The sequence below is a fragment of the Vibrio sp. 10N.222.49.A3 genome (genome assembly GCF_041475145.1).
Lineage (GTDB): Bacteria > Pseudomonadota > Gammaproteobacteria > Enterobacterales > Vibrionaceae > Vibrio > Vibrio tasmaniensis_A.
The window spans coordinates 39,981-64,776 of the sequence record NZ_JBFRVM010000023.1; the positions used below are offsets into that span (position 1 = coordinate 39,981).

At 44.3% G+C, this 24,796-nt stretch carries 18 protein-coding genes; 8 read left to right on the forward strand and 10 right to left on the reverse strand.

Features of this window, described 5'->3' with window-relative positions; genetic code table 11:
* The first annotated feature begins 26 nt into the window (after window positions 1-26).
* Complete coding sequence (locus AB4589_RS04135; RefSeq protein WP_372099453.1) at window positions 27-2,882, forward strand: amylo-alpha-1,6-glucosidase; 2,856 nt, start codon at window positions 27-29, stop codon at window positions 2,880-2,882.
* Between the two features lie 116 nt (window positions 2,883-2,998).
* On the opposite strand, the gene AB4589_RS04140 is transcribed toward AB4589_RS04135, so the two are convergent.
* The 3 genes from AB4589_RS04140 to AB4589_RS04150 all read right to left on the reverse strand — a co-directional run bounded on the left by AB4589_RS04140 (window position 2,999) and on the right by AB4589_RS04150 (window position 6,406).
* Complete coding sequence (locus AB4589_RS04140) at window positions 2,999-3,826, reverse strand: alpha/beta hydrolase (RefSeq protein WP_372099454.1); 828 nt, start codon at window positions 3,824-3,826, stop codon at window positions 2,999-3,001.
* A 209-nt stretch (window positions 3,827-4,035) separates the two neighbouring features.
* A complete protein-coding gene (locus AB4589_RS04145) occupies window positions 4,036-4,923 on the reverse strand; it encodes a MalM family protein (protein WP_372099456.1) in 888 nt (295 codons plus the stop codon).
* A 79-nt stretch (window positions 4,924-5,002) separates the two neighbouring features.
* A complete protein-coding gene (locus AB4589_RS04150; RefSeq protein ID WP_012600159.1) occupies window positions 5,003-6,406 on the reverse strand; it encodes a carbohydrate porin in 1,404 nt (467 codons plus the stop codon).
* 432 nt (window positions 6,407-6,838) lie between these two features.
* On the opposite strand from AB4589_RS04150, the gene glgX reads away from it, so the two are divergent.
* From glgX to AB4589_RS04165, 3 genes are all read left to right on the forward strand, one after another.
* Window positions 6,839-8,806: a glycogen debranching protein GlgX gene (gene glgX, locus AB4589_RS04155; protein ID WP_372099458.1), complete on the forward strand. Its 1,968-nt coding sequence runs from the start codon at window positions 6,839-6,841 to the stop codon at window positions 8,804-8,806.
* A gap of 258 nt (window positions 8,807-9,064) precedes the next feature.
* Complete coding sequence (locus AB4589_RS04160) at window positions 9,065-10,807, forward strand: diguanylate cyclase domain-containing protein (protein WP_372099460.1); 1,743 nt, start codon at window positions 9,065-9,067, stop codon at window positions 10,805-10,807.
* Between the two features lie 153 nt (window positions 10,808-10,960).
* A complete protein-coding gene (locus AB4589_RS04165) occupies window positions 10,961-11,704 on the forward strand; it encodes a tRNA (adenine(22)-N(1))-methyltransferase TrmK (protein ID WP_372099462.1) in 744 nt (247 codons plus the stop codon).
* A gap of 149 nt (window positions 11,705-11,853) precedes the next feature.
* On the opposite strand, the gene AB4589_RS04170 is transcribed toward AB4589_RS04165, so the two are convergent.
* On the reverse strand, window positions 11,854-12,798 hold the full coding sequence (locus AB4589_RS04170; RefSeq protein WP_372099464.1) for an acyltransferase: 945 nt from the start codon (window positions 12,796-12,798) through the stop codon (window positions 11,854-11,856).
* Window positions 12,799-13,139: 341 nt separating this feature from the next.
* Between AB4589_RS04170 and AB4589_RS04175 the strand changes: the two genes are divergently transcribed.
* The 3 genes from AB4589_RS04175 to AB4589_RS04185 all read left to right on the forward strand — a co-directional run bounded on the left by AB4589_RS04175 (window position 13,140) and on the right by AB4589_RS04185 (window position 15,554).
* Entirely contained in the window at window positions 13,140-13,943 is an 804-nt protein-coding gene (locus tag AB4589_RS04175; protein ID WP_372099466.1) for a ferredoxin--NADP reductase, read from the forward strand.
* 62 nt (window positions 13,944-14,005) lie between these two features.
* Entirely contained in the window at window positions 14,006-14,338 is a 333-nt protein-coding gene (locus AB4589_RS04180) for a DUF1971 domain-containing protein (protein WP_102258295.1), read from the forward strand.
* A gap of 223 nt (window positions 14,339-14,561) precedes the next feature.
* Entirely contained in the window at window positions 14,562-15,554 is a 993-nt protein-coding gene (locus AB4589_RS04185) for a 2-hydroxyacid dehydrogenase (protein WP_371709883.1), read from the forward strand.
* A 119-nt stretch (window positions 15,555-15,673) separates the two neighbouring features.
* Here the strand turns inward: AB4589_RS04185 and AB4589_RS04190 are convergent, their stop codons facing one another.
* From AB4589_RS04190 to AB4589_RS04205, 4 genes are all read right to left on the reverse strand, one after another.
* Window positions 15,674-16,546, reverse strand: coding sequence for a patatin family protein (locus AB4589_RS04190; RefSeq protein ID WP_372099468.1), 873 nt, complete (start codon window positions 16,544-16,546; stop codon window positions 15,674-15,676).
* A 230-nt stretch (window positions 16,547-16,776) separates the two neighbouring features.
* Window positions 16,777-18,228 carry a catalase gene (locus AB4589_RS04195; protein WP_017100300.1) on the reverse strand — a complete coding sequence of 484 codons (1,452 nt, stop codon included), beginning with the start codon at window positions 18,226-18,228 and terminating at the stop codon, window positions 16,777-16,779.
* A 201-nt stretch (window positions 18,229-18,429) separates the two neighbouring features.
* Window positions 18,430-19,599, reverse strand: coding sequence for a glycerate kinase (locus AB4589_RS04200; protein ID WP_372099470.1), 1,170 nt, complete (start codon window positions 19,597-19,599; stop codon window positions 18,430-18,432).
* Between the two features lie 56 nt (window positions 19,600-19,655).
* Window positions 19,656-21,887 (reverse strand): hypothetical protein, encoded by a 2,232-nt coding sequence (locus tag AB4589_RS04205; protein ID WP_372099472.1) that lies wholly within the window; start codon window positions 21,885-21,887, stop codon window positions 19,656-19,658.
* Between the two features lie 409 nt (window positions 21,888-22,296).
* Between AB4589_RS04205 and AB4589_RS04210 the strand changes: the two genes are divergently transcribed.
* Window positions 22,297-23,196: a GyrI-like domain-containing protein gene (locus AB4589_RS04210; protein WP_372099474.1), complete on the forward strand. Its 900-nt coding sequence runs from the start codon at window positions 22,297-22,299 to the stop codon at window positions 23,194-23,196.
* A gap of 85 nt (window positions 23,197-23,281) precedes the next feature.
* Here the strand turns inward: AB4589_RS04210 and AB4589_RS04215 are convergent, their stop codons facing one another.
* Both AB4589_RS04215 and AB4589_RS04220 read right to left on the reverse strand, forming a co-directional pair.
* The gene (locus AB4589_RS04215; protein ID WP_017102298.1) at window positions 23,282-23,620 is read right to left on the reverse strand and encodes a hypothetical protein; all 339 of its coding nucleotides are present in this window, start codon (window positions 23,618-23,620) and stop codon (window positions 23,282-23,284) included.
* 198 nt (window positions 23,621-23,818) lie between these two features.
* A complete protein-coding gene (locus tag AB4589_RS04220) occupies window positions 23,819-24,793 on the reverse strand; it encodes a Gfo/Idh/MocA family protein (protein WP_372099476.1) in 975 nt (324 codons plus the stop codon).
* Between the last annotated feature and the right edge of the window lie 3 nt (window positions 24,794-24,796).

Below are 24,796 nucleotides of genomic sequence, written 5' to 3' on the forward strand. Positions count from 1 at the left end.
TCCTAATATTAATATCCTATTGTCCTTTGGCACAGCGCATGCTGTGCCTTTTTTGTTTTGGAAATCAACTCGCTATGCAAATCCCTACTCTTTACCTAAAAGGTACGTTCAATGGTTGGGGGTTAGACACCCCATTGTTCAAAGAGCAAGACGGCTCCTATCGAGCAAACCTATGCTTATCTACCGACCTTTACCGCTTCAAAATTTCGGATTCAGATGGCACCAAGCAATGGACACTTTCAGGGCATGAAAGTGAAGCCACACTCTGCGAATTGGAACAAGCAATGCCGCTTATCAATACACAAGGCATTGGCAATGATCTACTGCTCTCTCCTGCTGTCGCTGGTCAATACTCCTTGAAAGTGCAATTCAGCTCTTCGACGCCAACGGTCACCGTAACCAAAGGGGAATACAATGATCTATCAACACCTAAACGAGAGCCTGTAAACACACATCTGATAGAGGTAGCAGAGTCGCAGCCTCACTGGCAACACCCTGAATTTGCAATGCCACATGACCAACTATTCCAAAAGCTCATCATCTCAGAGACACAGTCATTCCCGTTTGTGTTTGGGGATAATGTCGATGGTTACTATCATGGAGCAACCTATAGCTATGTAAACGGTGGTAAATATCGTCACCACCAAGGTTGGATACTGGGAACCTTCGCCAGCTATATCGACGGCAAGTTCAATAACAAGTTAGAGGCAGAGCGTGCCAGCCTGACGCCTTATGGTATTGAACATCACTATGATCATAGCCGCGAGTCACTGAACCTGATTCAAGGTTCTAGACTGGTATCGCTTACGGTTTCATCAAACAAACCGAGCGCTTTAAGCCTAATTCCAGAACTCAACATACCGACAACGCACTCTAAAGTTCATATTTCAGACTCAAACATCGTCTTAGAACTCAACCCTCAAGTTTGCCCAGATGGCTGCCCAAGGTTTGTCGCCATCGCAAGCAATCATGCAGTACATGCACGAGAGATCTCGCTAGACGCTCACCCTGAACTTCGCGACTTAGTTCAGCTCTCAGAGAGCAATACAAAACTCATGCTCACGACGTCAGATAAACAAACTGAACTCGTCGTCTATCTCGGCTTTGCTGAAACTCTTGAAACCGCTAGCTCATTGGTTAATCAAGCAGTCAAAAATAACGAACACGTTCTTCACCAACAGCGGATTTATGAGTTCTTAACCAATAATTATTTGTGGACCAACGACCTTGAATACAACCAAGCTGTCATGTGGTCACGCCTTGCAAGCAGAACCTTTGTTAGCCATGAATTTGGCACGGGCATTTGGGCTGGCTTACCTTGGTTTAAGGACTGTTGGGGGCGCGACACCTTTATCGCCTTGTCGGGCACAAGCTTGGTCAATGGGCTGTTTAGTGAAGCAAAAGAGATCATTGAAAACTTTGCGTCCATGCAGATGCTCGACGAAAATTCCGCGAATTACGGGCGAATTCCGAATCGAGTGACGAGTAAAACGAACATCATTTATAACACCACCGATGGCACTCCTTGGATGATTCGTGAAGCCCTTGAGTACATCAACTACTCTGGCGATGTGGCGTTCGCTAAGGCCATTTACCCTACTCTCAAGCGTTTCATCACGGGTGTCGAAAAACACTACTTGAATGAAGATAGCTTGAATGAAGATTATTTGAATAAAGATAGTCTGATGGCACATCGCCACCCTGATACGTGGATGGATGCAAAAATTGATGGGATGACACCTTGGTCTCCTCGCGGCCCTAAAGCCAATGACATCCAAGCTTTGTGGTTTGAAAGCTTAAACTGCGCGATTCAACTCGCTATTCTGGTGGGCGACTCTGAATCAGAAAAGAGCTGGACAATCCAAGCCGGAAAAGTGAAAGAGAATTTCGCCACTAAATTTTGGGATGATAAAAACCATCGCCTAGCCGACCATTTATCGCAAGGTGATGTGCCTGATTATAGCGTGCGTCCGAATCAGTTGATGACGATTTCAATTCCTCAGAAAAGTCCGCTGAATCAGAATGAAAGAGAGCAATACATCGTCAAGAACGCGGTCGAAACGCTATTGTTTCCATGGGGGATCTGCTCGTTGCAACAAGAGCATGTCGATTTTCATCCTTATCACGACAATCAAGCCATGTACCACAAAGACGCGGCTTATCACAACGGGACGATCTGGGGGTGGAATGCGGGCTTTACCATTACGGCGCTCAATAAGTTTAAGCAGCAAGATCTCAGTTACCAACTATCCAAAAACTTGGCAAAACAGATCCTTACACAAGGCTGTAGAGGGACAATGAGTGAGAATTTAGACGCTTTCCAAGATAGTGACCGCGACCTTGTAGAATCAGGGACGTTTGCTCAAGCCTGGTCCGTTTCAGAATACGCTCGTAACGCGCAACAGGACTATTTGGGATATTGCCCACGCTTATTGGACAATCAGATACACCTAACACCAAACTTCCCAAGTTGTTGGAGCGAATTAGTGGCTTCGTTGCCTTTTGGTCAAGGAAACCAGCTACGACTGTCATTTGAATCTGAGCGTGGTATTTCTCGCTACAAGATTCAGTCAAATCGAGAAGATACGGTAAGTCCCGAAATCACATTGGTGCTTACGCTAGACATAAACCATGAGTCTGTTGCCGTCATCTCGACACCATTAACACAATCATTGGAGATCATGATCGACAGTCACCAACAACAGGTCACGGTTAACGACAAACAAGCGCAGTTTGAGATTCAGCCAAAGCCAAATAACGCCATCTTACGCGATTTACAGTTTGCCAAGCCCGACTTCGCAAGGCAACACAACAGTTTGATGAGCAAGGACTACTTGTTGAACAAGCGCAATAAGCAAAAATTGTCAGCAGCCAAGGACTAGCTTTGCTGATACTAAGCCTATCGCTTTATAGACGTATAAAGTGATACGGCTATAAAGCGATAAAAAAGCAGGCCTAATACACCGGTTACGAAGACAAAACGGAGTTAGGCCTTCTTTTATTGTCTAAAAATAAAGTCGATAAAATCCGGGAATCGCAACGACCAAGCCAGTTCATTGTGTTGATGACCTTGTCCTTCTTGATAAAACAGCGTCACGTTCGGCTTTTGAGTGAGTAACGTGTTCATTGCCCTTGAACCACTCAGATAAACGTCAGCAAAATCTACGCTTGCCTCTTCACGAGCTTCATTCGTTCCCATATCCATATATATTTTCATTGGAGACAGAAAGTTAAACTCTTTCATATACTCGAAGTATGAGGGTTTATTGAACCAAAACGCCGGAGAGAAACCCCCAAGCACGCCAAAGGTATTCTGGTACAGTGAGCCACCATATAAGCTAATTAGCCCGCCCATTGAACTGCCAGCAAGGTATGTAAACTCTCGGTTCGGCTTTGTTCTGTATGTTTGGTCTATATAAGGCTTCAATGTTTGACAGATAAACGCTATATACTCGTCCCCTTCACCACCAAATTTAAGTAGCTCATCACCAACACCCAACTCTTTTATCTCTTGGTTAGCGCGCCAAGGCGAATACTCATTGTAACGCTCCATGCCATCAAGCTCATGACTGCTGTCGATGGCGACAACAATTAACCCGGATAACTTACCGAGCCTTTGCATCTCATCGAGTGTCGTTTGTGCGTCCCAACACATCCCATACGTCGCTGTAGACTTCTCAAAGACATTCTGTCCATCATGCATGTATAAGACAGGATAAGCGTGCTCTGTTTGGTGATACCCCGCAGGAAGGTAAATGCGGAGCGTTCGAGTTCGATTCAACTGTGGAATAAAGAACTCATCGATAATAATCAATTCAGATTGCATAACGACCTCTAAACTTGAAGTGTCTATAAATTCAGATATAAAAAACGCCCCTTTAAAGGAGCGTTCTATCTTTATTTCTATCTTTATTTCTATCTCTATCTCTATCTCTATCTAAGCGACTAAGATACTGGGCTGCTAAGCCATTAAGCCTACTAATCTATTAAGTTATTAAGCTAACTAATAAGCTAATAAGCTAATAAGCTAATAAGCTATTTTGCGTTGACGGCTCGCACAAAAGCTTCTTGTGCACCTTCAACATTAAGCGCCTTCGCTTCATCTAACAAACCTAAAGCTTTCGGTATATCACCTGACTTCACCGCATTTTGTATAGCAGACAAATAGAAGTCTTTTGTCTCTTGCTGCACACGTATCTGCGTGTCTGCTTTCTTAGGTACAACAGCTGTTGCAGTCGCTGCCAGAGTGGCAGGGGCCGCAACAGCAACGACCGGCGCTACGGCAGGTTTAGCACGGTAAGGGCGAAGTTTTAAAGTTTTAATTTCTAACTCTAAACGACCACCTAATTGATTGGTGTATACCGGATCGGTGACCATAGGCATCACCTCACCAAATTCTTTTGCTCGCACCTTTGCTGGGTGATCAACTTTCACCTTATTGCCAAGCTCATCAGCAGGCGTGTAGATAATAATATAAGGTGTCTTGCTCGCATCAATACGCAAGCGTTCAATGTAACTCGTGCGAGTAAAAGCGTCGGATGCCTGAACCTTAAAGTCTTCAAACTTCAATGTTTGCACTGGCTTAAAGTTTTCATCTAGAAGCATGGCTTCTGGAGCAAAAACTGAATCATCGATCATCAAGCTCGATAGCTTAACGACCATCTCCCCTGAGCGCTCGCTGAACTTGAACGCTGCAAAGTGGCTATTACCTGTTGTAAATGTACCGACAGGTGATCCCAAGTCGATATCAAACTTTAAATCTTCATTATCATTCAATTGTGCGTATGGGTACTGCGAAAAATCGCTGCAGCATACTTCTGCATTAGTGGGTGCATCGAGTTTAGTTTGAACCTGAGCATCGGAAGCACAACCGCTTAGCAAGGCACCTAGTACCACGGCTAACATAGAGCTTTTATTTGTCATTGTAATCTCTCTCACTATTGGTTGTTGTTGGGGGGAAACGGAAAAAGGCAGCCAATGGCTGCCTTATACTTTAAACGGTTTAGAACCAAATTTCAGTGTGTACACCGAATACAAATTCGTCTTTACCGTTATCGATACCAATTTGTTTAGCACTTGCTTCATCATCAGCTTTAATGTAGCTAATGTAAGGCTTAACTTGTGGACGACCGAAGTAGTCAGAGTTCGCTGTAAATGCAGTTGCAATTTCTAGGTTAAGAATATCGCTCTCTACAGCATCACCAGTGCGATTCCAGTAACCTTCATCACCTTCTTCATGTGCATAAGAAGCCGTAGCTTCTAAGCGAATGTTGTCGTTCAGTTTGTAAGAAGGACGAGCAGCAACCATGTAACGAGTCAAACCGTCAGCACCAAACAATTGGTCAAGAGCTGTAAAGTACACTGCTTCCGTACCTAACTGCCATTTTTCAGAGATGTTAAGCACACCGTAAGAAGTCAAGAATAGTGATTCTTCTTTATCACCGCCACCAGACCAACCACCGAAGTTAACACCACGGTTTTTCATTACGCCAGAGCCGTAAGCAATTACGTTTTGAGTCCAACCGTCTAGGCCATAGTAACTTGTATTAAGCGTTACAGCTGCACCGATACCGTCTTCGTTCTCACCGCCATTGATGTTTTGCTGACCATATTTAAAGTCAAAGTCTAGGCTGCCGATACCCGCATCCACGCCGTAGTAGTACAAGTCAATAGAAGAGAGTGTCTGTCTTTCTTTTGCACCATCTTTCTTGACTTTACATTTACTAGGATCTGTCGATGTAGTGCCATCATCTTGTTTACAGTCAATCGCGTAAGAATCTGCAGAACCTGCATCAGGATCAGCCATTACATAAGCGATACCAGCTGTATGTCCTGCAAGCTTAGTTTGAATACCTGCACCAATACCAGATGATTGTTTCCAAAACTCACCAGATAAAAGACCTGCTGCACGGTTTAGGTAACGTTGACCACCCCAAATAGAAGTGTCTTCACCTAAAATGCCACCTAGCTCAACGAAAGCTTCTTTTACTTCGAACTGAGAATCATCATTCTTCTTTTGTCCGCCTTCAGAAGAATAAGCGTATGAGTTACCGTTACCATATTCAGTACGAAGAACGTAGTCGGCCCACACACCATTTTGGTACTCAGAGTGCTTCTTAATTACAAATTCAACTTGGTTAGTACTCTTACCGTGAGTACCCGCTGTTTTGTAATCTGGCTTACCGAATTCAGTGTCTACTGTTTTACCGTCGACAACACGAACGTTAGAAGACATGTAACCGTGAACTTCCCAGCCGTCAGTGATAACGTCAGTAGGGTTTTTCACCTCTACTTCCATTGAAGAGTCACCACTTGTTACATCAAGTGCAACATCATTTTCTGCGAACGCTGAACCAGCGACAAGTGCAGAAGCCACTGCAGCAGCAATCAAACTTACTTTTTTCATTCTTAACTCCATTAAGGACGATTTATTTTAGGTTTTATATTTTTGCTCTCTTGCGACAACCAAAGGCAGTAATGGTGGGCGTAAGATAGAGAGGTTTAGGGTTTCCCCTGATTCGTTTCAACGGAGCCAATATTAAGAGGGGATGACAAGTTTGACTTCCTCCACCCCGAACTAAATTAAGGGGGATGAGAAGGGAGTAGAGTTTATACAGAATGGTATTTTAAAGGGTTGGATCACTTAATCTAGGAGGAGTAGACAGCACACAGATCTAATTATTCAGCATAAGTGAGATCTACTTCAAATATATAATTTGAACTTCATCGATGAATTATTTTTCAACAAAATTTATTCTATGAAGTTGCTTGACCTTAATGGGACAAAGCCTTTTACTAATAGTTCACTGATGTTGATAAACGAACAAGAAATCAAGCAATGACTAGAACGCTCGCTCGCCCTTATCCACTAGGCGCAACGCTAGGTAACACTGGCTGTAACTTCTCAATTTATTCCCCTGACTGTAAATCCCTTTCTCTCGCTCTTTTTGACGAGAACGATGAGTTCACCACTTATAAATTGGAAAATGAATACGCTGATATCAGATATGTATTTGTTGATGGTATTAAAGCGGGACAAAAATACGGTTTCATTGCTGAAACTGATAATGACCCGATCTTACTTTCCGACCCTTACGCTAAAGCAATAAGCGAACCGCTCGATTACGCAACGCCATATACCAATGAAAAAAGCTTTTCGATGGCGAAGTGTCTCGTAGTTGATGATACGTTCGATTGGCAAGATGTCGAAAAGCCGCGTATTAGCCGCGAAGAGACCGTTCTTTTCGAAACCCATGTTAAAGGCCTATCTCAACTTCACCCAGAAGTCGCGACCAATACAAAAGGCCGTTATTTGGGGTTAGTTAGTCCCGAAATGCTTGCATTCTATAAACAGCAAAACATCAATTCTCTACAACTTTTACCCATTGCTGCATGTATGCATGAACCCCACCTATTGGATATGGGGAAAGTGAATTACTGGGGTTACAATCCATATTTGTTTATGGTGCCAGACCCACGCTACGCAGAGAAAGACGCCGTTAGTGAACTCAAAACCGCGATTCGAGAACTGCACCGCAACGGTATCGAAGTCATTCTCGATGTCGTCTACAACCACACTGCAGAAGGCGGTGAAGGTGGTACAACCTTCAACCTAAAAGCACTGGATAGCCGCTACTACATTAAGCATGGCTGTCATTACGCGAACTTCACCGGTTGTGGCAATACGGTCGACCTCACCCACCAACCAGCACTGAACTTAGTCATGGATACACTGCGCTACTGGGTTAGTGAGTTCCAAGTCGACGGCTTCCGTTTTGATTTGGCAGCAACACTGGGGCGGGAAGGTGATAACTACAATCCTGAGGCAGCTTTCTTCAAAGCCGTCGCCCAAGATCCGGTATTGAAAGAAACCAAGTTAATAGCAGAACCATGGGACATCGGGCCAAATGGCTACCAAGTTGGCAATTTTCCGTTGGGGTGGAATGAGTGTAACGATAAGCTGCGAGATATCACTCGTAGCTTCTGGCGTGGCGACCAAGGCTACTTGAAAGAGTTTGCGACTCGCTTAATGGGCTCTCGTGACATCTACAGTGCCGCACACTGGCCGTACAAATTAACCGTCAACTACATCACTTATCATGATGGTTTCACCATGCAAGATCTTGTTTCTTATAAACATAAGCACAATGAAGAAAATGGTGAGAGCAACCGCGATGGACACGGTGATAATCGCTCTGAAAACTATGGTGTTGAAGGCAACACAGAAAACCTTTTGGTTATCGCAACACGCGAAAAGCAAAAGCGTAACTTCATGGCTAGCCTGTTATTTGCATTCGGTATTCCACATATTTTGACGGCCGATGTGTTATCTCATTCTCAAAATGGCAACAACAACGCGTACTGCCAAGACAGCGTCACTAGCTGGCTCAACTGGGAAGATTCCGAGCGTAAGGCTTATTTCAAGACTTGGTTATCTGAGATGATCTCCGCACGTCAGCAATACATGGTGCCGTTTATCAAAGCGTTCAGTGGCGATAAACGTAACTCTAACCGTATATTCTGGAGCCGTGTTGATGGCACAATCATGGAACATGATGATTGGAACCGTTTAAGCTCTGTAGCCTTACATTTAGGCATCGGCAAAGATGGCGACGAGTTGATTTATCTGATCAACCAAACCAACGCTCCTGCTCGATTTTCTTTACCGAGTGACCGTCAACAAGACTGGGGAACCATCTGTGATACCAACTTGAGAAACGTGAAACCGGGTCATGCCGAAGGTGAAATGCTGTTATCTCCCGTTTCAATGGCAATTTTGCACTATTCGCCAAACAAGACTGATTAGGTTTAGGTTAAAAGCCAAATCAGCTTAATAGAACACGCGAAGCCATAGAAGCCAGTTATGTTTATGACTGGCTTTTTTATTAGCTGAACGTCACAAACTCAATTTTTTATATGGAACATTTTGCATTGATGTGATTACGAAAACTGTTTAGTATGGCCGTACTATAAAAATGAATCTATAACGTCTTTGGATATCATGGCTTTACCTAAAACATTAATTCGGCTTTTTAAACCATACATTATTTTATTAACTGGAGGGATGCTCTACCTTGCTGCAGCTCAACTTGAAAAAGTAGAAACGACAGCAAAAGAACAATCACTATCAAATATTCGTATCGCAAGTTCCATCATCAATTCCAACATCGAAGCCACATTCGGCAAACTCTATTTTTTGGAAACCAGTTTAAGCTTATCTACATCAGGCCCCGTCGGTGAACAAAAATTCAGGGACATCAGTGACAATATTCTTAAGAGAACACCTAACTTCTCCGATATTGTTCAATACCAGCCTCAATCCCAACAATATATTTCAACTCGTGGCCTGCCTCTTTCTAATGAGCAGATCAATGCCATCCAGTGGAATCCAATAGATAGTGTTGTAGAAGGTTTTTACATCTCTTCTATCTATCAAAAACCCGATGGTCGTTGGGTTTTCGCGATCAAACACACGACGGAAAAGTTGAACAAAGAAATATGGATTGAGTTTGACCTTTTGCATACCACACAAGGCCTGAGAGACTTAAAGACATTAGACCGTGGCTATGTATTTGTGGTTGATAGAGCAACCGAACGACTGGTTTTCCATCCTGATCCGAAACGCATTGGCTCCAAATCCATCAGCTATCATGCAGGCATCAGCCACCAACTCTCTCAAGGTGAGACCGTCGGCCAACACGAATACTACTATCAAGATAATTTCAAAATAACGGTATTTGATGCTGACAACAGCTTAAACTGGGTATTCGTCTCGGGCACTGATCGTCACGACATACTCACCAGCTCACACCAATTTACGCTAACTGGCGTGGTACTCGGGTCACTGCTTCTATTATGGATTGGCGCACACTACCTAGCTCACCGCTTGAACATGTCGTTATCTCAACTGAATAAAGTTGATAATCTCGCCAGCTTTAAACGAGAGTTAAAAGCCATATTCAATAGCTTTACCTATCAAAAAGGCATTCAATTCTGCCTTTATCAAGCAGAGAGCCACTCATTCAGTACCATCGATTATCATGGAAACAAATCAAGGGTACATTCTGACAAAGCCCTTGCTGAGCGATTTGCTCCCGAGACCATGGCTTATCGAAGCAGCAAATACGCAGATCCATTGGCACGTAAACTCAAAATACTCCAACGCCACTACTGTATCCCTTTGCACTCTCGTAACCAGCTAATCGCGGTGATTTACGTCAATGCGCCCTTGCCGATCAGTCAAAGTATTTTACGTATGATCAAAGATTACACGGAAGTCTCGTTGTCTAACTTACTGCTCCACCATCAATTGAGCAGTAAAGATCTCATGACTCAGTTAGACAACAAAAGTAGTTTTAACATCGCGATCGACAACCACGCATGCGAACCCGATACCTATGTAGCTCTGCTCGATATCGATAACTTTGACCACGTAAATCGAGCTTACGGTGAAGCGATTGGCGACAAGATGATAAAGCTCGCCGCAGAAGCGATGCGTTCTTACTTCCCTAAGCCAAAAGGGCTTTGCCTTGCTCGAGTTGGGGATAAGGAGTTCGCCGTTTTATTCAAAGCGAATGATGCGAAGGATGCCAAGCACCAATTGGAACAATGTCGAGTCAGCATCGCAGAGAAAACCATAGTCACTCCGGATATCACATTGTCACTCAGTATCAGCGTCGGGTTTTCGCAAATAGACGGCGAAACAGACTCTGCTTTAGCCCTTGCGGAACAAGCAAAGCTTATCGCACTACAACTTGGAAAGAATCGAGTAGAAGGTCACATTAGAGGCGTAGCCAAAGCGTCGTAGACATTAGCTAACACGCTCGTATCACACCGATTGGTACGATACCGATAACGAAAAAGCACCTAGGATTAATCCCCTAGGTGCTTTTGTTTTTATGGAAAGTCATTACAATGCGCGTTCGATACAACAATACCCTTTTTTAACGATACGAGCCTTATGAAGCTAAGTAACCGACTGCAAACTCTCCACTCCCTTGTCAGTAATGACTACCAACATATTTGGGACTGTTGTTGTGATCACGGCTTCTTGGGTGTTCAGCTATTATCTGACCACAAAGCACCGCAGATTCATTTTGTCGATATTGTCCCTTCTCTGATGAATGAACTGGAAGGCAAACTAACGCGTTACTTTCCCCAAGGTGAAACCGCAAAGCAAAAGGTTACTAGCCAATGGCAAGTCTACTGCTTGGATGTCGCAGCGATTCCATTGGAAAAGCACACTGGCAGACATCTAGTCATTATTGCGGGTGTGGGAGGCGATCTAACACAAAAGCTCGTCGACGATATTCATTGTAAGCATCCAGACAAAGCGATCGATTTTTTGCTTTGCCCGGTTCATCAGCAGTTCGAGCTAAGAAATCATTTAAAGGCGATCAATTTTGGTCTTATTGATGAAGTGTTAATTGAAGAGAACCGTCGTTACTACGAGATTTTATTGGTCAGCAATAACCAAGGTGAAAGCGACAAAAATCTAGATGAAAATGGCAATAACCGAACGGTAACTGAGATATCAAGCGTCGGCGACAAGATCTGGACTCCGAACTGTGAACAACAGAAGCAAGTATCACTGCAATACAAAGCCAAAACATTGCAGCACTACTTGCGCATCCATCAAGGACAAGAGAAGCAAGGCAAAACCAGTCAGGTTAAGCACATCATTGAGGCTTACCAAGCGATTTAACTTCCTCACTCTTTGACCATCCTTGTTTTAGCGCTTTAGAACATAGTGAGCACTGACTGCACTGTTTGAGTAGACAAAGCCCAATCAATAGAAAAGCCGACAGTTCAATGAACTATCGGCTTTTTTGATGCTATCGATTTGGTATGAGCTTACCGTTCTTGTTTCTTATAAGCCACATCAGGTTCATCAGTCGTTTCAACCTCACAGGGCGTATCAACCCCATAAACCGTATCAAGATAGTCGTCTTTCTCTTTCCACGTACTATTCAACCAACTGTGGAAACGACGTTTAAACGCTTTATCTTCAAAATAATTACCGTTCACGTTCTCATCCATTGGGTGCAGTTTAATACGCACCACCACCTTGGTCATTTTACCCTTCAGCATGTCTTCAAATGGAGAAGTTTGATTTTCTGGATAAGCCAGAGTGACATCCACAATACCATCCAAGATTGGGCCCATAGCAGACAGAGCAAACGCCACACCACCTGTTTTCGGTTTAAGTAGATGTCGATAAGGTGTTTTCGCTGTCGCCAGTTTCTCGTGGTTTGCACGAGTCCCTTCGACAAAGTTGACCAATGTTGTTGGTGCCCATTTGAACTTAGTGCATGCCTTGTTGATTGCGTCGAAGTCATCATTACGACGCTCAGGGTTACGAATCAAAAACTCACGTGAGTGACGTCTCATGAAAGGCATATCCAAGCCCCAACAAGCCAAACCAACAAAAGGAACGTACAGCAATTCATGCTTAAGGAAGAACTTAGTCATTGGCATCTTGTCTTTCAAGATCGAAGACAAGATCACGATATCCGCCCAACTGAGGTGATTCGACATCATCAAGTACCATTGCTTAGTCGAGATGTCTTCCCCGCCCTCAACTTGCCACTCGATATCGTTATTCACATTCAACATCCAAAGATTGAGCGAAGCCCAACACCAAAATGTGAAATTCGCTAAGCGAGTACATGACTTTTGAACAATAGAGATTGGAAGAATCAGTTTGATGAGGCCAAAAAAGCTCACGGTAAACGCAGTCATTGCGGTATTGATGGTCACGAACAACACGTTCAAGGCCATACGAAGATTATCAAGCATAAAACACGGCTCTATTGAGATCGAAAGCCGCCATTATACTCATCTATAAAATATTCTCTTTAGTTATTGGTGAATACATTAAGGGTCAAACCACGGAACTAATTTTGGTCTGTGCCCATAAATCAATCTCTCCCCTTAATCTGAAAGTGCCACATCAAAAAACAATAAAGAGGTCATTTAGACTAACCAAGGCAGAGTCCATTTGACATCATTTAGAATCGCCCTCACCAAAACGATCAGTATTGATAAGCATTCTCATTAATGGCATGGTACATGCAACTCCAAAGTGTAAATAGTTGAGTATCCTTAATGAGATAACTTCTCTAAGTAAAGGTGATGATATGACAGATATTCCTCATGGTTTGGTAACTGGCAAAGTCTTACATAAAACACAATGGACAGATCAACTGTTCTCGCTGCAAGTCAGTGCTCCCGTCTCTCCCTATCAGGCAGGTCAGTTCACGAAACTTGGCTTGCTTAACAACGAAGAGGAGCTTGTCAGACGTGCTTATTCCATGGTGAATGCGCCAGAGCACGAACAAGGTCATCAACATCTGGAATTTTTGATTATTAAGGATCAGAACGGGCAGCTTTCACCTCAACTTCATGAGTTGAAGGTAGGCGATGACATATTTGTCGGCAAAGACCCAAGCGGCTTTATGACGCTAAATGAGATTCCAGAGATCGCCGAGGATCTATGGATGCTTTCAACCGGAACCGCCGTTGGGCCTTTTATCTCAATGCTCGAAAGCATGCAGATACAACAGCAAAACGGCTCTGAATCTGAAAAAATCACCTCGTTCAAAAACCTTGTACTGGTTCATGCCGTAAGAACAGAGCAAGACCTCACGTATCAAGATCGAATCAATCAACTCGTTGAACACTTTCAGGGGAAACTACAATATGTGCCAATTATTTCTAGAGAATCAGTCACCGGAACTTTGCGCGGACGAATCCCAAGCTTGTTACTTGGAGGCGACCTTGAGCAAACCACGTCTGTCACTTTCAATCAAACCCGCAGTTTTTTCTACCTTTGTGGCAATCCGCAAATGGTTCGCGACACAAGTGAAGCACTAACCAACTTAGGTTTCAAGAAGCACTTACGCCGAAAGCCCGGCCAATTCAGCAGTGAAAACTACTGGTAATCACGGTCACCAATTCAATCAAAGCTAAAGCTTGTATTCAAAATACAGACAAGAGGTTTTATATGAGTCATTTACGTATTCCGTCACACTGGAAAATTCAACGTTCAACGCCATTTTTCACCAAAGACAACATACCGGCTGCATTGCTTAATCACCACAACACCGCAGAAGGTGTATTCGGGCAGATCTGCGTAATGGAAGGCACCGTCACCTTCTATGGTTTTGCCGATGCCGACGCGACAGAACCGGAAAGTGTTATTACGATCCTGGCTGGGCAATTTGCCACAAGTCCACCTCAATATTGGCATCGAGTAGAGCTTAGCGACGACGCACAATTCAACATTAACTTCTGGTCTGAGAAAGAGACTAAGAAGATGTTCAACACCCGAAAGTAAGATCCATTCAATATTGATGAACTTATAAGCAAGCTGCCTCGTACTGTGATTTTTAATGTTCAATAAGTGAAGACAACAGACCAAATAACCATAGTAATTACAATGACTAATGGTGATAGACAAGAGAAAAAAACTCTAGCACACTGGACAAAGTTATTAGTTTTAATCCCGTTTCAGATAATGAATAAGTGGATTATTTATATTTTAGGTAAGAGAGGAAGCCATGCTCAACATTGCTTTTTTTAGCTCAAAATCATACGACGAAAAATCATTTGAACTGGCAAAAGGCGAACTCGACGCCGAGTTCCATTTTCACGATTTTCGCCTCACTACAACAACAGCAAAAATGGCGCACGACAACGAAGTCGTTTGTGCGTTTGTAAACGACGACCTATCGCGAGATGTGCTAGAGATTCTAGCGAAAGGCGGCACTAAGCTGATTGCAATGCGCTGTGCCGGTTTTGATAAAGTCGATTTAGATGCAGCCAAAGAGTTTGGTCTGCAAGTGGTTCGCGTTCCGGCTTACTCACCAGAATCGGTAGCAGAACACACGGTTGGCATGATGATGTGTTTGAACCGTAAACTACACAAAGCATACCAACGCACTCGTGATGCGAACTTCTCTCTTGAGGGTTTGGTTGGCTTTAACTTCCACGGTAAAACTGTTGGTGTGATCGGCTCTGGCAAAATTGGGCTAGCAACCATGCGTATTCTGAAAGGTTTAGGCATGAACATCCTATGCTACGACCCATACCCGAACCCATTGGCAAAAGAACTGGGCGCTAAATACGTTGAGCTCGACGAGCTTTACCAAGAATCTGACGTGATTTCTCTGCATTGCCCAATGAGTAAAGAGAACTACCACCTGTTGGATGCAACGGCATTTGAGAAAATGAAAGATGGCGTGATGATCGTCAACACCAGCCGTGGTGAACTACTGGATTCAACCGCAGCAATCGAAGCGTTGAAACAAAGCAAGATTGGCGCGCTTGGCCTTGATGTCTACGACAACGAGAAAGAGTTGTTCTTCCAAGACAAATCTAACGATGTGATTGTGGATGACGTATTCCGTCGCTTATCTGCTTGTCACAACGTATTGTTCACAGGTCACCAAGCCTTCCTGACTAAAGATGCTCTGTTCAACATTGCCAATACAACGCTCACCAGTGTTGATGCCTTTTTTACAGGTAACACCAGCGGCAACGAACTCGTTTAATAACAGATTGAGTTAATAGCTGGCTGAGTTAATAACAGACCAGATCTACAAACACAAAGCCACGCTAGTCCTAAGTGAACAGCGTGGCTTCTCGTTTATCCCGCATTCAAAAACAGTTCCTAGACGCAGAAATGACAATCTTCGGTGTCTAAACCATACACGCCTTTTCGAATAGCAAGGTGCTCTTCCCCTGCTTTCACACCCATCTCATAACCTGCATTCAAGACCGTTTGATCCATTGTCAAACGCTTCACTGCAAACGCTTCTGGTGGCGCAATCACCTTGATGGTCGCATCTTTTGGAGGGTTACGAATGAACTCCAAAGACTGGTTATAGTTTTCGGCACGCACCGCCATCGACTCTGCAATATTCGGGAATTTCTTTAGCAGCTTTTTCAGCATCCACTGATACTTCTGCGGCTTCATTCGGTAGCTTAATGGGTGAGAAAGAATCACCGTAATGTCTCGTGCACCACGACGATAGGCTTCGCGAACCGGAATAGAGTCGGCTACACCACCATCGGTATAGCAACCACCAGAGAAGCACGGTGTTTCACGGTAAGCGATAGGTAGAGCTGTTGTTGCTTCAACCACGTTAGAAAGGTTTTCTGGCTTGATGTGATAGTAGTCTGCACTGCCAGTATCGACGTTAGTTACAGCAGCAATTAAAGGAACACTTGAGAACAGCTCACCACAATCCAGTGGATAACGATGGTTGGATTCATCCCACAACCACTTAACGTCGACCAAATTGCCACCTTTAGCAAAGCGAGCAGGATTGAAGAACGTTTTATCCGTCGCCATGGTAGTAATCACGTTGTAGCTGCGCTTCGGAGCTTGAGATAAGTAACCAACCAAATTCGACACACCCGCAGATACGCCAATAGCAAAATCATAAGGACGGAAATCGTCTTGCATAAAAGCGTCCAATACTCCTGCTGCGAAGATGCCTCTCATTGCTCCACCTTCAACGATTAATGCGCTGTTACTCATCTCAAACTCTTTTACTTTATAAACTGATAGCCTTAGGATAATCCGTTACCCTAACTAAATATAATGGGATGAGTTTATTAATTTGATAGGCAAAAACTATCAATAGAAATGGTGCTAATTTTCAAGTAATTGGTACGACTTACATGACTCACCTAATACACAGCACGATCAAAAAAGGCCGTTGAATGATTCACTCAACGGCCTTTCATTTAACTAATCAAACTTATTGATTACGACTTAAATTCGCTTACATCGATTTCAAGCAGTTTACCAATGCCTTCACCGTAAGCTGGATCGGCTTTGTAACAGTGTCTTAGGTGACGCAGCTGAATCTCTTTAGGCACGCCGCCTAGGTTACGAGCAGTGTTATCAAACAGAATCGCTTGTTTCTCTGGCGTCATCAGGCGGAACAAGTCACCCGGTTGCGAGAAGTAATCTTCATCTTCGCGGTGATCCCAATGCGCTGCAGCACCATCTAGGTTCAATGCTGGCTCTGCAAAGTCTGGCTGCTCTGCCCATTGGCCTTCGTTGTTTGGCTCATAGCCAAGTGTGCTACCAAAGTTACCATCAACACGCATCGCACCATCACGGTGGTAGCTGTGGACAGGGCAACGAGGTGCGTTTACTGGGATATGCTGATGGTTAACACCCAAACGGTAGCGCTGTGCATCACCGTAAGCAAACAGACGGCCTTGTAACATCTTGTCTGGTGAGAAGCTGATACCCGGAACCACGTTTGCCGGGTTGAATGCAGACTGCTCAACTTCAGCGAAGAAGTTTTGTGGGTTACGGTTCAATTCAAACTCACCCACCTCAATTAATGGGTAATCTGCGTGTGGCCAGATCTTAGTCAGATCGAACGGGTTGTATGGCACTTTCGCTGCGTCCGCTTCTGGCATCACTTGAACTTTCAGTGTCCATTTAGGGAAGTCTTGATTATCAATGCTGTCTAGCAGATCACGTTGATGACTTTCGCGGTCATCGCCGATCACTTGTGCCGCTTCTGCATCAGACAAGTTCTTAATACCTTGCTGAGATTTGAAGTGGAACTTAACCCAGAAACGTTCGTTGTCTGCATTAATAAAGCTGAATGTATGGCTACCAAAACCATGCATATGACGGTAAGTCGCAGGAATACCACGGTCACTCATTACGATGGTGATTTGGTGAAGCGCTTCAGGTAGAGAGGTCCAGAAATCCCAGTTGTTTTTCGCACTGCGCATGTTGGTGCGCGGGTCACGCTTAACCGCATGGTTTAGATCTGGGAACTTGAGAGGATCACGAAGGAAGAATACTGGCGTGTTGTTACCCACCATGTCCCAGTTACCTTCTTCAGTATAAAACTTCAATGCAAAGCCACGGATATCACGCTCAGCATCGGCAGCGCCACGCTCACCCGCCACCGTTGTAAAACGTGCAAACAGGTCGGTCTTTTTGCCTATTTCAGAAAACAGTTTTGCCTTGGTGTATTTGGTAATGTCATGCGTAACAGTAAATGTACCGTAAGCGCCTGAACCTTTCGCGTGCATACGACGCTCTGGAATGACTTCGCGGTCAAAATGCGCCATCTTTTCTAAAAACCAAACATCTTGAAGAAGTTGAGGACCGCGCTTACCCGCAGTTTGAACATTCTGGTTATGAGCAACAGGACAACCCGCAGCTGTAGTTAGTTTTTTACTCATGATCTATTCCTTAAGGTCCAAAGGTGCAGCAATAGTGAGTGCACCTTGATATTTATACTGGCTTCCTTTCAAAAGCCCCTAAAATATTATGGATATAGAATAGACCTCTAATGGTATAAAATATAATCGTTTCTATTTATCGTTGCTATCTATAAAACCTATCGAACCATGATGTTAAGTAACCAATTGTCAAACCTCACTTTATTTCAAGATCGCATGGCCTATTTTCAGAGTCGCAGCGATATTTCTCGCCGTTCTGGTAAGGTTTAGTTCGGCTTCTAGCAGAACTTGGTCAAGTGACTGAGGAGAACGAACCGTACCAAACAAGCTGTTCATTTCACCATAAAGTGCTTCTACTTCTGTTCCCAGTGAGCCAGCAATGCCTATGATCGGAATGCCTTGTAAGCTCGCTCGTTTAGCAATGCCATAAGGCGTTTTCCCTTGCAGAGTTTGGTTGTCCATCTGCCCTTCGCCAGTAATCACCAAGTCGGCACCTTTCAATAGATCATCAGCTTGCAAAACATCGAGCACCATCTCAATGCCGGGTTTAATTTGGATATTGAATAACAAACCAAGCCCCATCGGCGTGCCACCAGCTGCGCCATAACCCACGCGCTTGTAAACAGGCTCATCGCCACCGGCATAACCTTGCGTTTCTGCAACTTGAGCAAAATTCTCAAGCGCCTTATCAAGCATTAAGACTTGTTCAGGTGTCGCTCCTTTTTGCGGACCAAATATATAGCTGGCACCGTTATCACCACACAATGGATTATCCACATCGCACGCCACAATCAACTCAATATCGGAGCAACGAGAATCGACGCCTGTAAGATCAATTGAAGCCAAATCCGCTAGCACAGCGCCACCTCGGCTGAGCTCTTGCCCTGCACGATCAAGCAATTTACCACCTAACGCTTGTACAATGCCTGCACCACCATCATTGGTCGCACTGCCACCCAATCCAAGAATGATGGTTTGAGCACCCTGCTCTATCGCTTCTAATATCAGCTGTCCGGTACCAAAAGAAGAAGCAACCAAAGGATCGCGCTGTTCTGGTGTCAGCAAGTCTAAACCAGACGCAGCAGCTATCTCTATCAAAGCCGTTCTCTTGGAGCTCTGAACTGACGGTTCTAACATCGCCCATTCAGCACTAATCAATGTTCCCAATGGCCCTTGAACTTTATTTGTTCGCTTTTGTCCGGCTAAACCTTGTAGCAATACATCTACCGTACCTTCGCCACCATCGGCCAGAGGTAAAGTCACATAGTCAGCGTCAGGAAAGATTTCACGAAAGCCCTTTTCAATACACGCCGCCACCGATACCGCCGATAAAGATTCTTTAAACGAGTCTGGTGCAATAACAATTTTCATAGCGATGAGTTCCAATTGAATATTCGTTTTGACAGCTTATTCTCATTCTATTGACTCTAATAAAGCAAGAACAGCCCTTCATAACCGCCAATATGAATTTCAGTCACATACTCTCCGATGTTGCCGTTTTCATCGACAGGCTTCATCGGCACGTCCAATACAATCATCAGCTTCTCTGCCTCATAAAAGCTCGAATTCTTACCGTGGAAATCCGTGCGGTACAACACTCGACCATTGCTGAACTCTCTCGCTAACACCATATCTTCAGGGCCACCCGCGGCCACCTGATTTTTAGATTGATACATAAAGTACGTGAACGTCGGTAGCACGTGAGTCATGCCATAGGGTAGATCAACATGAACCATTTCTTTCATCGAGGAATCACCAACGATGGTGTAGTCAGCGGGTTGAGGTGTCGTTGTCGATAGCATCAAAGGAATTGGCTCAAATCCCTGTAGGACCTGATGACTCGGCTCTCCCAAATCAACGGCTAATAACGAACTTGGTTGATAAGCGATATTTTTAGGAACACCACTTTGCCAGAAAGTGTCTGCAGTCGTGTTATCACTCCCATAGACGTAACTATTGTTCCACTGATTAAAATAGCTGTGTTGTGCATGTCGATTGAGGTGGTAAATCGCTAGGGTCGAGTATTGGTCTTTCTTCCAATTCTCTTCACTATTTCCAAGATACTGGACTCGCCCGTAACGCGTTGTCGCCTGAAAAATAACTCTTTGTCCATTGTAGGCGAGCGCAGAATTATCCCAGAATTTAGAGATCCCCGAGTAACCACTAAATCCAGTAGACGGAAAAATGTAATGCTCTCTCAGATACAAAGACCCGGCTTCGCTAAGATGAGACTGCCCATTTCGACCCAGCAAGTTCGCCGTACCAATGTTCAACCCAATAGACGCATCACTTTCTAAAGCAGGTAGATTTTTGAGAAACGCTGAAAATTGTTGCTTGTAGAGAGCATACGCTTGATTTGAACCCGCAACAGCTCCTAACTCTTGAACATGTCCGCCAGAATGGACATAGAACTGGTTCGAGCCAATGAGTTTATTTGTGTCGTCGTTGTATGCACCATTCAAACCTTGGCTTGCCCAGCTTTGCTTGTAGTAGCGATGAATGGCTGATAAATAATCCGCGTTTGCGACGTTCGTTAACGACCAAGATGAATTCGTGCTCCACATTCGACCAAATGGCACCACTCTTGATTCCCAACGAAAACGCGCTGTTGCCTTCTTATTGGTTCGATTTCGATACTCGCTTGGCGACAAGTAGTTATCGCCATTCAGGTCTGCAGACACGTCAAAGCCACGAATTTTTCGCCATTGGCTGATAGCATTGCCATCCGGCGTTGTGGTCGGAGCGTCGGTTAACTTAACGGTTGGAAAGCTGTTTTTGAGTTTTACTTCTTTTAAACGCGGCCTGTCGTCAGCGTTCTCACTTTGCCAACGAACTCTCACAACGTATAAACGGCCACCCTCTCTCAAAAAGGTTGAACCAAAATACTGGCCGCCACCATAACTCACCCCACTGCCATCATGAGTTGTGGCTCTTACCCAGTTACCCGGAAGGTTCCAAATCACCGATTGGTTTCTGGTCATATTGAGCGTTTTGTCTTTCTTTACATCGAGCCTTTCCCACTGTGAAACCCTTCCGTGAGAGTCAATAGCTGTTGGGTATTCAATCCAGAATTCGCCGCTGACAGCAAACTGTGAGAACTTAAAGGTCAGACGTTCGAACTGTTCAGCATGATAGACATACAAAGCCCCGCCCAGTTCGAAATTCTCAAACACATCAGCATCCCACGGAGGCTCTTGATACAGCCAAAAGCCAGCATGGTCTTCACTGGCTGTATAGCCCAAGATCATAGGCTTTCCACTTAAGAGAGTATTTTCACCGTGGGTGTTATCGACTTCTGCGAGCACTGTATCTTCAGAAAAATGGAGAAAGAAGTCTTCAAAATTAACGCCATGCAACTCTGCGTTATTACGAAGGTCGTTCTCCAACCAACCAGAATTGAGCTCCAATTTTTGGTTATACATATACCCAATTGTCGTAGCTCGCTTATTGTCGGTTTTATCTGCATAAGAGCCAAATACGAGGTCACTGTTCGCAATTTCCCAATCTATGACGGCATTCGCAGACAATGGGGAGCCCGAAAGATCAACACCAGCTTCATGTTGCCCTGGCAGCACAACCGCTGTACCAACAGCAAAAGAATAGCCGGTAATTAAATATGAAGGAATGAGTGTGAGCAGCCCAGAAATGTAAGTTTTCATGATTCAAATTTCCTAATCGATACTATTGCCAATCAAAATACCTCATTCAAAATCAACATATTACGCGTCAAATTAGGGAGCAATATAAGAAAAAAGTATCGTCTAGAAAAGTTCATAGTTCAAGCGTTAAGCCCCCCGGTTCGACGAGCATTTAAGTGTGCCATCGAATGCCCGAATGAAGACAATCTGAAACTACCGCCAGCTTAAGGGGAAAATGACGGCTTCAATACAAACACGACCTAATTTTGAGGTTAAATAATCGCGTTAGTAGATAGAGAAACATAACGAGATGATTGGATTAACGCATCTAATCTCAGTTTCAAGGCTCCTCTATTGAAACTCAACTTAGATAAGCTAGTCTCGGTGATCTAAACAAGAACGATGACAACAGAGAGTGGTAAATAAAATAATGTACGTTGACTATCATAAGCGGCTGATTCCCGTTGTCCGCTATTTAGAGAAACACTTTAACGAGCCACTCAACCTAATCGAAGTCGCGGCGTTAGCCAACTTTTCACCCTACCATTTTCATCGCACTTTTAAAGCCGTTCAAGGCGAGACGCTTGCTGATTTCATCAGGCGACTGAGGCTTGAATCCGCAGCTGATGATCTTTTCAAATCCAAGCAACCTGTCCTGAATATCGCTCTGGAATATGGTTTCTCGTCCTCGCAAAGCTTGGCCAAAGCATTCAAACAGCACTTTGGAGTAACTCCTACGGCATTTCGTGATTGTGAAGATTACCAAGCGTTTTCTGAGTTGACGCGAAATAGCAAGATTGGACACACGTTGCGCAAGAATGGAAACGCAGCAACCGCAGGCAATTCATATACTGACTCCGAACCAACAACATGGAGTAGGACAATGAAAACGCAACAATTCGAACCGTCAAAACTAGCGTATGTACGAGTGACAGGCCCCTATGGACAGGGTTATGAAGAACCAAGCGGTCGTCTTTATCAGTGGGCTGAAATGAAAGGATTAGCAGGTAACAGCTGCATCTTTATCTATCATGACAATCCAGAAATCACGCCGAACGATAAATGCCGTACCGACATCTGCTTGATGGTTTCAGACGACACTGAAGTGCCAAATGGAATAGAATTAAAAGATTTTCCCGGCGGACAATATGCAGTGATGCGCCAAACCATCACCGAGCTAAGCCAATACGCTAAAGCGTGGGACGACCTGATGAGTAAGGTCATAGAGTCCGGCATAGAAACCGAAGACCGCCCTTGCTTTGAGCTTTACCACAGCTACGATCCACAAACTCAGCATTCAGACGTTAGCTTCTGCACCGCAATTAAATAACAAATAAAATTCAGTAACAAAGCCTACCTCGCGTAGGCTTTCGTTCTTTCGTTAACGAACCAATAAAGACTCTTACGAAAGCTTCTTAAAGTCTATTGAACCACTTCCCTTGATGGTCGCGGTCGCAATTTTCTTGTGTATCGTAGCTAACATGCTTATCGATATTCTTCAGTTGAATCCCAACTTGATTGAACGCTTGTTGGATAGCCCGAGAGGCACTCTGCTGACCTCCCCCCTCTAAAAAGTTCGTTCTATCCTGATTGGTATCGAATACGCAGACGATTTTCAAACTTTGCGGGAATGAAGAGAAATTGACCGTATGAGTCACCCACAGAAAACCATCGAAGCCTTTTAACGTGTCTTCACAAACGTCCGTTAACACGTCTCTGATTTGATTTTCGATCTTCTTATCTGATTTACGCATGAAGTACGCATCCTATTTAACACCTTAAAAAATAAGGTTTTTCGGTCGATGTTGTCTTAACCGACATTGGACACTGTGGCTGTTTCAAATGCAAAGTATTTATTGGGAAGAGTCTACTGGAAGATATAGAGGAAACGCCTCATGCTTGATCACTGACGAGGCAATTAAACATGAGTCGAATACGAATTTACGAAGATCTTAGCTCGCCGCTTGTTCCCAATCAGTCAGTAACTTCATGATCACGCGAGAGTCTTGGTGAGTTGCCATTGGGGCAGCAAGTTGTGTGTCACCTTGCTCAACTGCTTGGCGGATATTACGTACTTGATAATGGAAGCCATCGCCTTGCGCTTCGACTTTCACTTCACGTGTCGACGTCTCATAGATCTCTACCGTAAACGTATTTTCTGCCGTCGGTAACCATGGGTTAGTATCAAGAGTAATACAGCCTTTGCTGCCTAGAATCGTGAAGCCATGCTTTAAGCCGTGATCTTCAGCAGTGTGGATTTGCGCGGTAAAACTGCCGTTGAAGCGCATCATCGCCGATGATTCACAGATGTTGCCATCTTGGCCACGCCGGCCGATTGCTGAGATCTGCAGATCATCAAACACACTTTCACCAAACTGGTGTTGTGCGACAGAGTGAATCAGCGACATTGGGTAGCAACCTAAGTTGTATAGCGCGCCCTTGCTCGCAGGGTTCACGAACTGATCAATCGCAGCAACGTAGGAGCCTTGAATAGAGCGTACTTCACCAATCTCACCAGTTGCCAGTTCTTGATGAAGCTTGGCAATCAATGGATGGTGTAAGTACATCAAACCTTCTGCGAAGAACACGCTAGATGCTTTCACCGCTTGCAGAGCTTGCTCGGTTTTTTCCATATCAACCGATAACGATTTTTCACACACGATCGCTTTTCCTTTTTGAGCCGCTTTAATCACGTATTCGTGGTGAACGTGATTTGGTAGAGCGATGTAGATAATGTCGACTGACTCATCTTCAATCAGGGCTTCATAGCTGTTGAAGGTTAGTGTTGGTTGATATTGGGCTGCAAACTCGTTAAGTGTTTTTTCAGTACGACCAGCGACGGCATACAGCTCGCTTTGAGCATCGCCTTTAATCGCATCCGCCATTACACCTGAGATAAAGCTGGTTCCTAGGATTCCCCATTTCATGGC